This is a genomic window from Acidobacteriota bacterium, from assembly GCA_016196035.1.
Taxonomy (GTDB): Bacteria; Acidobacteriota; Blastocatellia; order RBC074; family RBC074; genus JACPYM01.
On the sequence record JACPYM010000059.1, the window covers coordinates 51,974 to 66,005 of the forward strand.

Annotated in this window: 8 protein-coding genes and 1 pseudogene; 7 read left to right on the forward strand and 2 right to left on the reverse strand. The window is 55.3% G+C overall.

Translation table 11 applies throughout. The features are described from left to right. Positions 1 to 46: 46 nt before the first annotated feature. Positions 47 to 1,063: a hypothetical protein gene (locus HY011_17890; protein MBI3424811.1), complete on the forward strand. Its 1,017-nt coding sequence runs from the start codon at positions 47 to 49 to the stop codon at positions 1,061 to 1,063. 236 nt (positions 1,064 to 1,299) lie between these two features. On the opposite strand, the gene HY011_17895 is transcribed toward HY011_17890, so the two are convergent. Continuing rightward, a complete protein-coding gene (locus HY011_17895) occupies positions 1,300 to 1,686 on the reverse strand; it encodes a type II toxin-antitoxin system VapC family toxin (protein MBI3424812.1) in 387 nt (128 codons plus the stop codon). Next, positions 1,683 to 1,913: a hypothetical protein gene (locus HY011_17900; protein MBI3424813.1), complete on the reverse strand. Its 231-nt coding sequence runs from the start codon at positions 1,911 to 1,913 to the stop codon at positions 1,683 to 1,685. The genes HY011_17895 and HY011_17900 overlap by 4 nt, the downstream gene beginning before the upstream one ends. A gap of 120 nt (positions 1,914 to 2,033) precedes the next feature. Between HY011_17900 and HY011_17905 the strand changes: the two genes are divergently transcribed. The 6 genes and pseudogenes from HY011_17905 (at position 2,034) to HY011_17930 (ending at position 13,973) form a co-directional block, all read left to right on the forward strand. Then, entirely contained in the window at positions 2,034 to 3,059 is a 1,026-nt protein-coding gene (locus tag HY011_17905; GenBank protein ID MBI3424814.1) for a 6-bladed beta-propeller, read from the forward strand. Further along, complete coding sequence (locus HY011_17910) at positions 3,056 to 3,775, forward strand: alpha/beta hydrolase (protein ID MBI3424815.1); 720 nt, start codon at positions 3,056 to 3,058, stop codon at positions 3,773 to 3,775. The genes HY011_17905 and HY011_17910 overlap by 4 nt, the downstream gene beginning before the upstream one ends. Positions 3,776 to 4,046: 271 nt before the next feature. Continuing rightward, positions 4,047 to 5,609 carry a M61 family metallopeptidase gene (locus tag HY011_17915; protein ID MBI3424816.1) on the forward strand — a complete coding sequence of 521 codons (1,563 nt, stop codon included), beginning with the start codon at positions 4,047 to 4,049 and terminating at the stop codon, positions 5,607 to 5,609. Between the two features lie 9 nt (positions 5,610 to 5,618). After that, positions 5,619 to 8,228 carry a PSD1 domain-containing protein gene (locus HY011_17920; protein ID MBI3424817.1) on the forward strand — a complete coding sequence of 870 codons (2,610 nt, stop codon included), beginning with the start codon at positions 5,619 to 5,621 and terminating at the stop codon, positions 8,226 to 8,228. A 137-nt stretch (positions 8,229 to 8,365) separates the two neighbouring features. After that, positions 8,366 to 9,791 (forward strand): annotated as a pseudogene (locus tag HY011_17925) (DUF1501 domain-containing protein). A gap of 282 nt (positions 9,792 to 10,073) precedes the next feature. Beyond that, entirely contained in the window at positions 10,074 to 13,973 is a 3,900-nt protein-coding gene (locus HY011_17930) for a TonB-dependent receptor (GenBank protein ID MBI3424818.1), read from the forward strand. Positions 13,974 to 14,032 lie beyond the last annotated feature (59 nt).

Below are 14,032 nucleotides of genomic sequence, written 5' to 3' on the forward strand. Positions count from 1 at the left end.
TATCAATTGCACTAAAGATCGCGTAGGAAACAAAGAAGGTAATCTAATGGACGTATTCGCAATTTTGAATATCACAGCATTCTTGTTAGCGCTATGGCAGACCTATAAAGCTATTGAGCAAACCCGTGAAGCCCGTAAACAGCTTGAAAAGCTGGATAGTTTACAAAATAGCCTGTTAAATAAACTGGAAGGACAACAGCAGCTACTTTCTACTTCAAATGACCGAGTTTCTGAGCAAGGTATTAAACAGCAGGAATTACTTAGCGCCGCAAGCGTTCAATCGTTAAAATTGCAGTCTCAATTGGAGCAACTTGAAGAAGTTAGATTAGCGCTGACAACACGTTATATCGGGCAGTATCTGGAGTATTTTCCGCAAATAGTATCAATAATTGAAAGAGCTGAAAAAGAGGTCGTTTTATTTTTGAATGTCCCTGCTCAAGGTTGTTTTTCGGATCCAACTAACCATCTTAGATACCGCCAAGCTTTGGAAAGGAAGATACTAGATGAAAATGTAAATGTAGAGCTAACGTTTTCCAACGAAGGGCTTAGGAGGGCTTCTAACTGTGAAAGATTCTGGAAAGAAGAACCGGAGTGGGGGAAATGGAAAAATGACAATGTTGATAAAGTAACTAAATTTCTTAGCACATATAAAAAGGGGCAATCTGTATCTGAACTCACCGTGAGTGAGTTCATAGAGATACTTGCTGGAGTAGATAGCTCGCTACTCAAACGTGAATTTGTCAATGCAGATTGTAGAGAGATTGATGCGGGTTTGACGATAGGGTTTTGTTTGGCAGATGGCAAAATAGCAGTTTTTGTACTGAATCCCTTTATGGATAATAGTACCTCATATGGGTTTATGACCTCAGATACTAAGCTGATTTCTGCACTTAACGAATTAAGCCATCGTCAACGCGGTATGCCTGATGTTACCCCGATTAAATTTACAAACACTGATTTATTTGAAAAAGAGTTTGGGCTTGATATCAGAGATTCCATTCGTATGCATTCAATTGACGGGAAAAACGATGAACTTCTTTCCGAGGATATTGAAAAAACATGATTGTCACTTAACATCCGAAGAAACAAAGGATTTGCTTGCCTGCTGAGTTATACGAACTGCGGCTGTGCAACTCGCTACGTTTAGTTACTGCATTCGAGAATAGAACTGGCTCACTCGTAAGGCTAAAAGGTAAAACAACCCTTGTCGGAACAACGCGCACTGGTGTCGTCGCTCGCCGAGCCAGAGAAGGCAATCGCACCCGGATTGTGTTCCTCAAGACGCAGTGATCGCAGTTATCACCACAGCCTTTGGATGGGGTACGCATCGAGTACGGCATCAATGCTCACGAGTGACAGTCCTTCAACCATTGCCTGCGCGACCAGCAAGCGGTCGAAGGGATCGCGGTGATGATAGGGTAGATTCGTCAAGGCCGCCGTGTGGCGCAGTTCAATCGGTAGGATGAGAAAGCCGTTTTGCCGGATGGCGCGATCAAAGAAGGTTTCATACGGCTGATGCAACACGTATTTGCCAATGCTGATCTTGATCGCAATTTCCCAATAGGACGCGGGGCTGACGAATTTGGTGTTGGCAGGGTCTTCGATGAGTTGTCGCGCGGTGGCACTCAATTGCGCATTGCCTAATGCAAACCACAGGAGCGTATGCGTATCCAGCAGCAAATTCACGGCAGATACTCCTGGAAGTCTTGCAGATGTTCGTCATCCTCCGCCACAATCGTCAACGCGCCCTGACAGCTTCCAAAACGTGGCTGCGGCAATGCGTTGCTGGGCGCGTGCAATGCGGCAACAGGCTGATGATTGCGGGTGATGACAATCTCCGTGCCGGGCTGCAAGCCTTCAATCAACGCCGGGAGATTAGTTTGCGCTTCTTCTATCGAAATGGTTTCGAGCATAGTCGTAACTCCTTTGCCCCAGCATTCTAAAGCAGGCGCGGTGCAACCGAAAGGAAACTTTCTGTGAGACGGCATTGGAAAGAAATCGAATGAAACTTGCTCTATCGGAGGCGAATTTTCATGAAGCTGTTACTTGCGCTCCTCGTTACCCTCTTCCTGACGACGGGTTGGGTGATCCAACAAAAATCCAAAGCGCCAGAGCAGGGCTACGTGCCCGCTGGCTGGCCGCCGCACCCAGGGGGCTTGCTCAAATATCGCGTTGTCATTCGTTTTGGCGAAGAGCCGGACACGATGCCGGACGGCTGGAAGTTCGGGCGCGTCTCTGCCGTGACGACCGATTCGCGCGGCGAGGTGTATGTCTTTCAGCGCAACAAGGAGGTGGATCCGATCATCGTCTTTGATGGCAAAGGAAATTATTTGCGTTCGTGGGGGCGGGGTTTCTTCGCCAATCCGCACGGCTTGCGCGCGGACCGCGAAGACAACATCTGGGCCGTAGATAACGAAAATCAGCAGGTCTACAAATTCACGCGCGAGGGCAGGCTGTTGCAAACCTGGGGCATCAAGGGGCAGATCGGAACGGATGAAAAAACTTTCAATCGCCCCACCGATATTGCGTTTGCGAGCAACGACGATTTTTATGTGGCGGACGGTTACGGCAATTCGCGCGTCGTGCAGTTCGATAAGAACGGCAAATACCTGCGCGCCTGGGGCAAGCCGGGCAGTGCGCCGGGTGAGTTTCATATCCCGCACACCATCGCCGTAGATTCCCAAGACCGCGTGTATGTGAGCGACCGCGAAAACAACCGCATCCAGATTTTCACCGCCGAGGGAAAGTTTCTGAAGCAGTGGACGCATCTCGGCTCTACGCAGGGCATGTTCATCACGCCGAGTGATGAAATGTGGATCATCACGCATCGCAATAACGTCGAAAACGTCGCCTACGACGCGCTGGCGGGACAATTGATGAAGATTGAACTCGCCACCGGCAAAATTCTCGGCGCAGTGGAATGCCCCGGCCATCTGCTCACCGTGGCGAAAAATGGCGAGCCTTTTGTCGCCAGCCTCACGGGCAATGTCTTTCGCTGGTATCGGGGCTGGCCTGAGACTGCCGGGCCATCACAGACTGAGAGGAGAGCGAAACCATGACGACATTCTGCCCGACAACATTCTGCCCAACAACATTCTGTTTGATGCACAGCAGCGGGCAAGGCCCCGCAGGCTGGCAGTTACTGGTAGACGAACTTGAACGCCGAGGGCATCGCGCGCTCACACCCGCCTTTCGCTTGGACAAGACAGACGAGGGGCTGGCATTTCACGCTGAAACAATTGTACAGGCGCTCAACGATGCGGGACACGATCCGGCAGACGTGGTGTGTGTCGCGCACTCTGCGGCAGGGATGTATCTTCCGCTGGTGGTCGAGCGTTGGCGACCGCGCCGGATGGTGTTTTTGGCGGCGCTCGTTCCGCGTCCGGGTCTCAGCGTCCGAGAACAGTTTCAGTCCGACCCCACGATGTTCAATCCCGCGTGGGTCGGGCAAAACCCGAATGATGATAATGTCGCCCTTGAGTTTGTCTTTCACGATTGCCCGCCGGAGCGCCTCGAATGGGCGATGTCAACGCGTGTCTTTTTCTATGCGAAACGGGCAATGGGCGAACCGTGTCCGCTCACGGCGTGGCCGCAAGTGCCAGCCAGTTATATCGTCTGCACTGAAGACCGCACCATCACACCCGCGTGGCAGCGCAAGGCCGCGCGCGAGTGGTTAGGTGTAGAGCCAATCGAAATCCCAGGCGGGCATTGCCCAAATGTCAGCCGACCGGAACTGCTGGCAGACATCCTGGACAAACTTTCGATGGAAGGTTGAACGATGCAACCACTCACACCGGAACAACGCGAACTCATATCATCGCTCGCTGAGACGCTTGGTGCGATCAGCGGAATCAAGGCCGTTGTACTGGGCGGTGCGCGTAATGTGAGAGCGACTCAGCCTGTCACTGCCGGCATTGGCAGGTTGACAACCTGCCCAACGGGCGGCATCTCGCTAATCCAGTTCCATCCATCTTATATTCATCCAAGACGTCACTGTGCCAGGGCGTATACTGACTGTCAGCGTTTTTCAGGCTGGGAGAAAAGAGATGAAAGATTGGCTTACACAATTGAGATTTACTCCGCGCTATTTGGTCACAACGCTTATGCTGGCGATGTTGTTGTGTGCAGTGGCTCGCGCGGCTAAGCCGATTGTTTACACCATCAAATTCCCCGCGCCGGAAATACACATTGCCGAAGTGGAGGCCGTCTTTCCCACCAGTAAACACGCCACCATCGAATTGATGATGCCCGTCTGGTCGCCCGGTTTTTATCGCGTCGAAGAGTATGCCAGCCGCGTGCAAAACTTTTCTGCGCGCACTGCCGACGGTCAATCGCTCACGGTCGAACAGCCGCAAAAGAATCGCTGGCGTATCACGACGAACGGCGCAATGCGCGTGATCGTGAGGTACAAACTGCTTTGCACCGGGCGCTCGGTCACGACCAATTGGGTCGGCGAAGATTTGCTGGTGCTGAACGGCGCGGCGGCGTTTATCACATTGGCAGATAAACAACGTCGCCCGCATGAAATCAGGCTGGAATTGGCTTCGCAGTGGAAACGCGCGGCGAGCGGGCTTGACGCCGCACCCGACGGCAATCCGAATCATTTGCTGGCCGCTGATTACGACACGCTCGTGGATGCGCCGATTGTCGCGGGCGATTTGTCCGTCCGCGAGTTCACTGTGGCGGGCAGCAAACATCAGCTTGTGGACGCAGGCGATTACAAAAAATGGGATGGCCAACGCGGCGCGCAAGACCTCGAAAAAATCGTGCGCGCGACCAGCGCGTATTGGGGTGGACTGCCTTTCAAACGCTACGTTTTTCTGAACGTCTTTCGGCAGGGCGGCGGCGGTTTGGAGCACAGCAATTCCACCTTGCTGACAAGTTCGCCGAATATGACGACGCCGACGTTGCGCTGGCTTTCATTCGTCAGTCACGAATACTTTCACGCCTTCAACGTCAAACGGCTGCGCCCGGTTGAGTTGGGGCCGTTCGATTACGAGCGTCCGCCGAGCACAAGCAGTTTGTGGATTGCGGAGGGGCTAACGACATACGGCGCGGATTTGGTTATCGCGCGGGCAGGCTTATGCAACACGCAAGACTTTCTGTCGTTGCTTTCGTCGAACATCACGTCGCTGCAAAACTCGCCTGGACGGCTCAAACAAACGCTCGCACAGGCTTCGCTGGACGTGTGGAATTCCGGCACGTCGGGCGTAGGGCGCGACACGCAGAATCTGGTGAGCTATTACGTCAAAGGCCCGGTCGTGGGCTTCCTGCTGGACGCGACGATCCAACGCGCAACGAATGGCAGGAAAAGTCTGGATGACGTGATGCGGCTCGCACTCAAACGCTACGGCGGCGCGCGTGGTTTCACGCCGGAACAGTTTCGCAAAACCGCCGAAGACGTGGCCGGAGTTGACCTCAAAGAAACGTTCAGAAAATGGCTCGCTTCCACCGAAGAACTGGATTACACCGAAGCGCTCGACTGGTTCGGGCTGCGCTTTGCCGAAGCGGAGCAACCCGCCAAAGCCTGGCAACTCGCGGTGCGTGCGGATGCTTCGCCGCAACAAAAGAGCCGCTTGCAAAAATGGCTGGGACAGCCTGCGCATTGAGAGGTAACAATGATGATTCGCAAACATCGAAGATTAGCGCTGTGCATAAGTACCCTGCCGCTGCTGATGTTCCTGACTTTTGGCACCAAAGCCAGACTGATACAGCAACCAACGCAAGCAGCGGCGCTTTCGCAACAAGCCTACAGAATCTTGCAACAAAACTGCTTCGGCTGTCACGGCGCGGCGCGCACGTCAGAGCTTGATCTACGCACGGCAGAAGGCATCCTTGCGGGCGGTGAAAATGGCAAAGTGATTGTCCCCGGCGATGCGCAAGCAAGCCGTTTGTTTCAATTCATCACGCAGCAGGAAAAGCCAACGATGCCGCCGGGCAAGAAGTTGAGCGATGCCGACATCGAAGCGTTACGGCGTTGGATTGCCGCAGGCGCGCCGTTCGACGGCTTTGCGCCGATGGTGGCGGAAACAGCCAAAACAGAAAAGTTGCCGGAACGCCCGTTCACCGCAGCGGAACGCGGCTTCTGGGCATTTCAAGCACCAAAGCAAATCACACCACCGCGCGCCGCGCTTGCCAGTTGGAATCGCAATCCGCCGAATCCTATTGATGCGTTTCTGTTCGCCGCGATGAAAGCGAAAGGCGTGCAGCCTTCGCCACGCGCAGATCGCCGCACATTGATTCGCCGCGCGTACCTTGATTTGACGGGCTTGCCGCCTGCGCCGGAAGAAGTAGAAGCGTTTGTGAATGATAAAGCGGCATCAGACGAAGCCGCTTACGAAAAGCTGATTGACCGTTTGCTTGCCAGTCCGCATTACGGCGAACGTTGGGCGCGCCATTGGCTTGATCTGGTGCGCTATGCTGATTCGGGCGGGTTTGAGTTTGATGTGGATCGGCCTGACGGCTGGCGCTATCGCGATTACGTCGTCAAGGCGTTCAATAACGACAAGCCTTACGATCAATTTATTCGTGAACAGTTGGCGGGCGATGAATATGCACTGGATTCAGATGACGCGATGATTGCGACAGGTTTCCTGCGGCTCGGTCCCGAAGGCGGAGGCGGTGGCGAACGCGGACGGCAGGATGCGCTGGACGATGTGATTACGACGAGTTCGCTGACCTTTATGGGGCTGACGGTGGGCTGTGCGCGCTGCCACGATCACAAGTTCGATCCGATTCGGCAAACGGATTTCTATCGCATTCAAGCGGTGTTCGCGCCGACGCGTCCGGTTAATCATCCGCTGGTTGCAGCCGATGTCGTCGCCGCGCATCGCGCGGAAACGCAGCGCATCGAAGCGCAGCAACGACCGCTCAAGAAAGCCAAAGCCGAGCTTGAAGCGCCGTACTTAAAAATTCTTGTCGAAGAGTTTGTCAGCCGCTTGCCCGACTACATGCAAACTGCCTGGCGCACGCCGGATGACAAGCGCACACCGGGGCAGCGGCTTAATGTGCAACAAATTAAAAAGACGCTCGAAGATGATTCGCTCGCACAGAAACTGACCGAGAAAGACATCGTCGCGCGGATGTCGGCGGTAGATAAACAAAAGCAGCAAGATTTAGTCGCGCAAATCAAAACGCTCGACAAACAAAAGCCGAAGCCATACGCAACCGCGCGCGCCATTGGTGAAGGTGGGCCAAATCCTGCGCCAACGTATTTCCTGCATCGTGGCAACTTCGATTCTAAAGGCCCCGCAATGACGCCGGGCGTGTTGTCAATCGTGGGCGACTATGAATTCCCGGTGCCACCTGCCAATGCGAAATCAAGTTGGCGGCGGCGCGGCTTGGCCGAATGGCTGACGAACAAACAGAATCCGTTGACTGCGCGCGTAATGGTCAATCGGCTCTGGCAGCATCATTTTGGCGAAGGCATCGTGCGCACGCCCAGCAACTTCGGCAAGATGGGCGAATTACCTTCGCATCCTGAATTGCTGGATTGGCTGGCACTTGAATTTATGAATGCGGATTTCGGAATGCGGAATGCGGAATCCAAAACCAATCCGCAATCGAAAGGCTGGAGCGTGAAGCAGATGCACCGCCTGATGATGACTTCGCAGGCTTATCAAATGGCGAGCAACGACATTGCCGCCAACGTGGTGCTTGATCCTGAGAACCGGTTGTTCTGGCGGATGCCGCGCGTGCGGCTCGAAGCTGAAATCATCCGTGATTCGATCTTGGCGGTGGCAGGCAATTTGGATCGCACGTTGGGCGGCCCGTGCATTTATCCGTACATTGATCCGAAGCTGTTTCAATCGAGCACGAAACGCACGTGGCCGGGCAAGCCGGATGACGATCCGGCGACGTGGCGGCGCAGTTTGTACGTGTATTCCAAGCGCAGCATTCGCTATCCGTTGTTCGAGACGTTCGATCAACCGAACCTCATCAATTCGTGCGAACGCCGCAACCGCTCCACCATTGCGCCGCAAGCCTTGCTGCTGATGAATAACAGCTTTGTGTTGGTCGAAGCGCGGAAGTTTGCCGAACGCTTGCGCACGGAAGCGGGTGCGGATGTGCAACGCCAAGTCGAGCGCGCCTATCAATTGGCATTGGGCCGTGCGCCGAGCGAGTTTGAGCGCACGAAGTCCATCGCATTTATGCAAGGCAATCCGAATGGGTTGGCGGAATTTTGTCAGGCGTTATTCAACCTGAATGAGTTTGTATACTGGCAGTGAGCCGATGCGACTGAGAGGAGAGGAGAGAACGCGGAACACACGGAAATAACGGAAGACACAGAAAGATTCTTACGACTAGATTTTTCCGCTATTTCCGTTATTTCCGTGTGTTCCGCGTTCTCTCCTAAGGCACAAATATGAATCCGATTTGTTTTTCACGCAGAGAACTTTTATCTAAACTCGGCGGCGGCATCGCGGGCGTAGCCTTTGCCGATTTGCTCAATCGCAACGGCCTGTTGGCACAGACGCCTGCGCAATCCAAGTCGCCGCTTGCGCCGAAAGCCCCGCATTTTCCCACCAAAGTCAAAGCGGTCATCTCCATCTTTTGTTACGGCGGTGTCAGTCAGGTGGATACCTTCGATCCCAAACCGATGCTGCTCAAGCGACAAGGCGAAACGATGACGGGCGTGGGCGAAGTGCGCGCGTCAATGGGAACGCCGGGTGGCATAATGCCGTCGCCGTGGCAGTTCAAAAAGCACGGGCAATGCGGGATGGAGATTTCCGAACTGTTTCCGCACGTCGCCGAACACGCCGATGATCTCGCGTTGATTCGTTCGATGACGGCGCTCAGCCCGGCGCACGGGCCTGCGCTCTTTCAAATGAACACGGGCAGCATTCTGGCCGGACATCCCAGCGTGGGCAGTTGGGTGACGTATGGCCTCGGCAGCGAGAATGAAAACCTGCCGGGCTTTATCGTCTTCACCGATCATCGCGGTGGGCCGATCAATGGCGCACCGAATTGGGGCAACGGTTACATGCCTGCGGCGTATCAAGGCACGCCGTTTCGTGACAGCGGCGATCCGATTGTGGACTTGCATCCGCCGCAAGGACGCACGCCGGAGCAACAACAAAAATGGCTGCGGCTCTTGCGCGAACTCAACGAAAAGCATCTTGATCACAATCCGGCAGACAGTGAATTGTCAGCGCGCATTCATTCGTATGAACTCGCCTTTCGCATGCAGACGCACGCGACCGATGCGATTGACATCAGCAAGGAATCCGCCGCGACGCAAAAGCTTTATGGCGTAGGCGAGCAGCCGACCGATTATTTCGGCAAACAAGCATTGATGGCGCGGCGCCTGGTCGAACGGGGGCGTGCGCTTCGTGCAAATCTTTTCGGGTGGCGGCAACTTCGAGCCGAGTTGGGACGCGCATTGGGATTTGAAAGGCAATCACGGTTTGCATTGCGCCGAGACGGACAAGCCGATTGCAGGCTTGATCAAAGACCTCAAAAGTCGCGGCCTGTTCGATTCGACGCTGATTATTTGGCACGGCGAATTTGGACGTTTACCGATTTCAGAACGGATGGACGGGCGCGATCATAATGCGCTAGGGTTCAGCGTGTGGCTCGCAGGCGGCGGCGTCAAAGGCGGCACGGTTGTCGGCGCGACCGATGATTACGGCTATCGCGCGATTGAAAACAAAAAGACGATTTACGAATTGCACGCGACGATTTTGCATTTGCTCGGCCTCGACTATGAACGGCTGACGTATCGGTTCAATGGCCGCGATATGCGTTTGACCGATGTTCACGGGCGCGTCATCAACGAAGTGCTAGCCTAATGGCTGTCGTTATCCGGCTTTCATTCACTAACCCGATTCAACCATTCCTAAGCCGATACAAGACCCTTGCGCCGGTAAATGATTTATTAACCACGCTACTCATTGAACTTCTAACTGAAAACGAAACGTGGCGTTATCCAAAAATTGAGCTTACCGAATCGAAGCCACACCAAAGCGGTTTTGCTGGGATCCATTAACGATAACGGGCTGTAACGATACAGCTCTGACGCGCAACATATCTAATCGGGGTGTTCTTGCCCCACTTCGGATGGAGGTTTGGTTATGAAACCGCACGCGAAATCATCACAGACAGCTTTCATTTTGCTCAGAACCGTTGGGTTGCTGGCCATCTTGCTTTTGACTTCTTTCAACGCGCAGGCGCAGTTGCGCATTGTGGGGGCGATTTCTGGCACGGTGCAGGACCCGACCGGCGCGGTCGTCCCCAATGCCAAAGTGACACTGCGTGACGAAAAGACTGGCATCAGCCGCAATGTGACTTCGACCGAACGCGGGACATTTCTCTTTCCTGATTTGGCGGTGGGCACGTATGAGGTCAGCGTGGCGGCAGACGGCTTTCAAAAATCGGTCGTCCCCAACATCGGCGTTTCAACCAGCCAAACGACCGACGTGCGCGTCAATTTGACGGTGGGCGCGGCTTCGGAGACTGTAACCATCGAAGGGGGCGGCTTCCAGGGCCTGGAAACCTCTTCGCAATTGGTGGCTAGTTCCATCAACAACGATACGATTACCAAGTTACCCGTCGCCAGTCGCAGCAATGTGTTGGCACTGGCCCGGCTGGCGCCTGGCATCTCGCCGGCTATCGGCGGTGGCAATTCGGGACGCTTCAACAATCTGTCGGGGGGCGCGGTCAACGTCACAGTGGACGGCATCAACGACGCCTCCAATGGTTTTAAGAGCGGCGGCACTGTCTTCTTTGCCACGGTGCCGGTGCGCTTGGGCGCGGTCGAAGAAGTCACGGTCGAAACGGGTGGCCTCGGTGCTGATTCGGGCGCGCAGAGCGGCGCGAATATCAAATTCACCACGCGACGCGGCGGCAGCCGCTACCACGGCAGCGCTTTTTATGAACCGCGCAGCGAGCAGTTCAACGCCAATAGCTGGACGCGCAATGCGCAGGGGTTGCCGCGCGTTTACAACCGTAATCACGATTACGGCGGCAATTTCGGCGGGCCGTTGGTGCCCTTTGGCCGACTGAAAGAGAAGCTCTTCTTCTTTGCCAATTTCGAGCGCAACTATGCGCCGATCACCACCGCCCGCACGGTCACCGTGCTGACGCCGGACGCCCAGAAAGGCAATTACACTTACGTTGTCAGCGGCACGACCAACCAATTGCGCACAGTCAATGTGCTGGATTTGGCCGCCGCGCGCGGATTGCGCACGACGCTTGATCCGGTCGCGCAATCCATTCTCAACATCAACAATCAGATTCCGAAATATGCGAACGCGATTGCGGATACTGACCTCAATCGTGACACCTACACTTGGAACGCCGAGAATAACAATTACGCCTATTTTCCCGCCACACGCCTGGATTACTTCGTCACGCCCAAACAGCAAGTGACCTTTACCTGGAATTACCGGCATAACTGGCAGGCGGGCGAACGTCGCTTGCCCATTCCGGATATTCAAAGAACCAACCCGTTTCGCCTGGGTTACTTTGTTTACGCCGGGGCGCTGCAATCCACGTTTACGCCGCAAACCTTCAACGAATTCCGCTATGGCGTGCAGCACAGCGGCGACACCAATGCGCGCGACGAATACGGGCCGTATTACACCTTCAGCAATAAACCGTTGCGCATCGGCGCGACGCTGCCCTTTGGCCCCACCGTCCCGTTTATTGACCAGGGGAATACGACGGGCCGCCATTTCATCACCACGATGTATGACACCATGACGATGAATCGCGGCCAGCACACGATCACCGTGGGCGGCAGTTATCGCAAGACCACCTGGAATGACGTGGCCGTGATTTATCAGGTGCCGACATACGCCACCGGCACACCCAGTGGCGATCCGTTGGGGGTAGCCAATGCCTATACGACGACGACCCTGCCGGGCATCAACAACACCGAGTTGGCGAATCCGTTGGCGCTTTACAACCTGCTGACTGGGCGTGTGGCCTCGTCCAGCTTCACACGCGTCGTCAACCCCGAAACGCTGCAATACGACGGCAAGCAAGAGCAGAATTACACCTGGACGAATTCGGCGATGGGCGGTTTTTATGGGCAGGATCGCTGGCGCATCCGGCCCAGCCTGACCTTGAATTACGGCTTGCGGTGGGAGATTCAAGGCCCGATGAAAGACGGCAAAGGCATTGTGGCGGTGCCCGATTTGGCGAGCGTTTACGGGCCTTCGACCAAGCTCTTTACGCCGGGCGCGCTCAGCGGCAACAACAATCCGACGTTGGAAGCGGGCCGCCTGGCTTTCAAAACGGATTGGAAGAATTTCGCGCCGAACCTCGGCTTTGCCTGGAACCCCAACAAGACCGAGGGACTATTGGGCAAACTCTTCGGCGGCCAGAAAACCGTCTTACGTGGTTCCTATTCGATGATCGTTTATGACGAAGGCACGCAGTTCTTCGCGCAAAACCTGGGCACGAATGCGGGCAAGACCATCGCGGCTACGCAATTGATTCCGGGCACGCCGGGCGCTACCAATCTGCCTGCGTTTTATACGCTCAACGACATCGTCAACAATCCGCTGACCGTCAATGCGTTCGCCTTCGCGACGACCGAATACAAGAAGACCATCAATCAGGCCGATCAAACCTTCGCGCGCACGATTAGCGGCATTGATCCCAATCTGCGCGCGCCTTACACGGTCAATTGGTCGTTCGGCATCCAGCGCGAATTGTGGAAGAACAACGTGCTGGAGATTCGCTACGTCGGCAATCAATCCAAACTGGCCTGGCGCACCAGCAATCTGAATGAGGTGAACATCTTTGAGAACGGCTTCTTGAATGAGTTCAAGAATGCGCAGAAGAATCTGCAAATCAATCAAGCGGCGGGCGTCGCCAGTTTCCAAAACCTGAACCGCGCGGGCCAGGTGGCGCTGCCGATTTTCGACGCGGCCTTTGGCGCGCGGGGCGGCTTGGCGGCGATTGCCGCAGCGTCCGGCTATACCTCGACGGCCTTCATCACCAATTTGCAAAACGGCGAAGCGGGCGCGCTGGCGAACACGTTGGCGACGAGTCAAAATTATGTTTGCCGCATGTTCGGCAGCAGCTTCAGCCCCTGCGCGCGCGTGTTGCCGACGGCGAACACGCCAGGGCCTTATCCGATCAATTTCTTCCTGCTCAATCCCTTCGTCGCCGGACGCCTGAATTATGTGGATAACGGCGGCTGGCACAATTACAACGGTTTGCAGATTCAGTTCAAGCAACGGTTCGGGCAAAGCCTGAACTGGGCGACGAATTACACGTTCAGCAAGAGCCTGACCAACCTGGCTGCTGACAGTGCGAATCAGGGCCTCGATTACGTCACTTTGCGCGATCCCGGCCTGAGCCGCCGCTTGTCGCAATTCGATTTGCGCCACGTGATTCAAACCTACGGCACTTACGATTTGCCGATTGGTCGCGGACGCCTGATTCCGCTCAACAATCGCTTGCTTGATACGCTCGTCGGCGGTTGGACGTTAGGCTCGGTCTTCGTCTTCAATACTGGCGCGCCCATTCAGTTGAGTGGTGGCACATTCCAGACCGTCAATCAAAATGGCGGGGCATCACCTAGCGCTATGTTAAATGGTGTCCGGCTCGCCCCCGGCGTCACGCTGGAGCAGATTCAAAAGCTGTTCAACGCCGAACGCACCCGCTTGACGGGCCGCGCGGGCACAACGGATTTGCAACGGCTCGCAGTTGACGCCAGCCTGATCGGCCCTGATGGCCGTGCCAATCCGCAATACCTGCTGCCGAACACCACGCCCGGCGAATTCGGGCAGTTGCTGTTCCTGCGCGACAAGAACACCTTCCAATGGGACGCCTCGATCACGAAGACCTTCAAGATTGTCGAGAAGGTGCGCTTCGAATTGTTCGGCGGCCTCAACAACGTGCTGAATCATCCGCGTTGGGGCTTCCCCGACACGAACGTGTTCAGCACGACCTTCGGCGTTGTGGGCGCGCCGGGCGGCAACCGCTCGATCAATTTGCGCGGTACGCTCAGTTTCTAGCTTTGGTAACCCTGGGTACGCAGCGCTTCCAGCGTGCAGTTTCGGCGGCAGACGCCTTC

Excerpts from the sequence above, each read along its gene's own strand:
- HY011_17890 (MBI3424811.1), top strand. The coding sequence starts at position 47 with ATGGACGTATTCGCAATTTTGAATATCACAGCATTCTTGTTAGCGCTA.
- HY011_17900 (MBI3424813.1), bottom strand. The coding sequence starts at position 1,913 with ATGCTCGAAACCATTTCGATAGAAGAAGCGCAAACTAATCTCCCGGCG.
- HY011_17905 (MBI3424814.1), top strand. The coding sequence starts at position 2,034 with ATGAAGCTGTTACTTGCGCTCCTCGTTACCCTCTTCCTGACGACGGGT.
- HY011_17910 (MBI3424815.1), top strand. The coding sequence starts at position 3,056 with ATGACGACATTCTGCCCGACAACATTCTGCCCAACAACATTCTGTTTG.
- HY011_17915 (MBI3424816.1), top strand. The coding sequence starts at position 4,047 with ATGAAAGATTGGCTTACACAATTGAGATTTACTCCGCGCTATTTGGTC.
- HY011_17920 (MBI3424817.1), top strand. The coding sequence starts at position 5,619 with ATGATGATTCGCAAACATCGAAGATTAGCGCTGTGCATAAGTACCCTG.
- HY011_17930 (MBI3424818.1), top strand. The coding sequence starts at position 10,074 with ATGAAACCGCACGCGAAATCATCACAGACAGCTTTCATTTTGCTCAGA.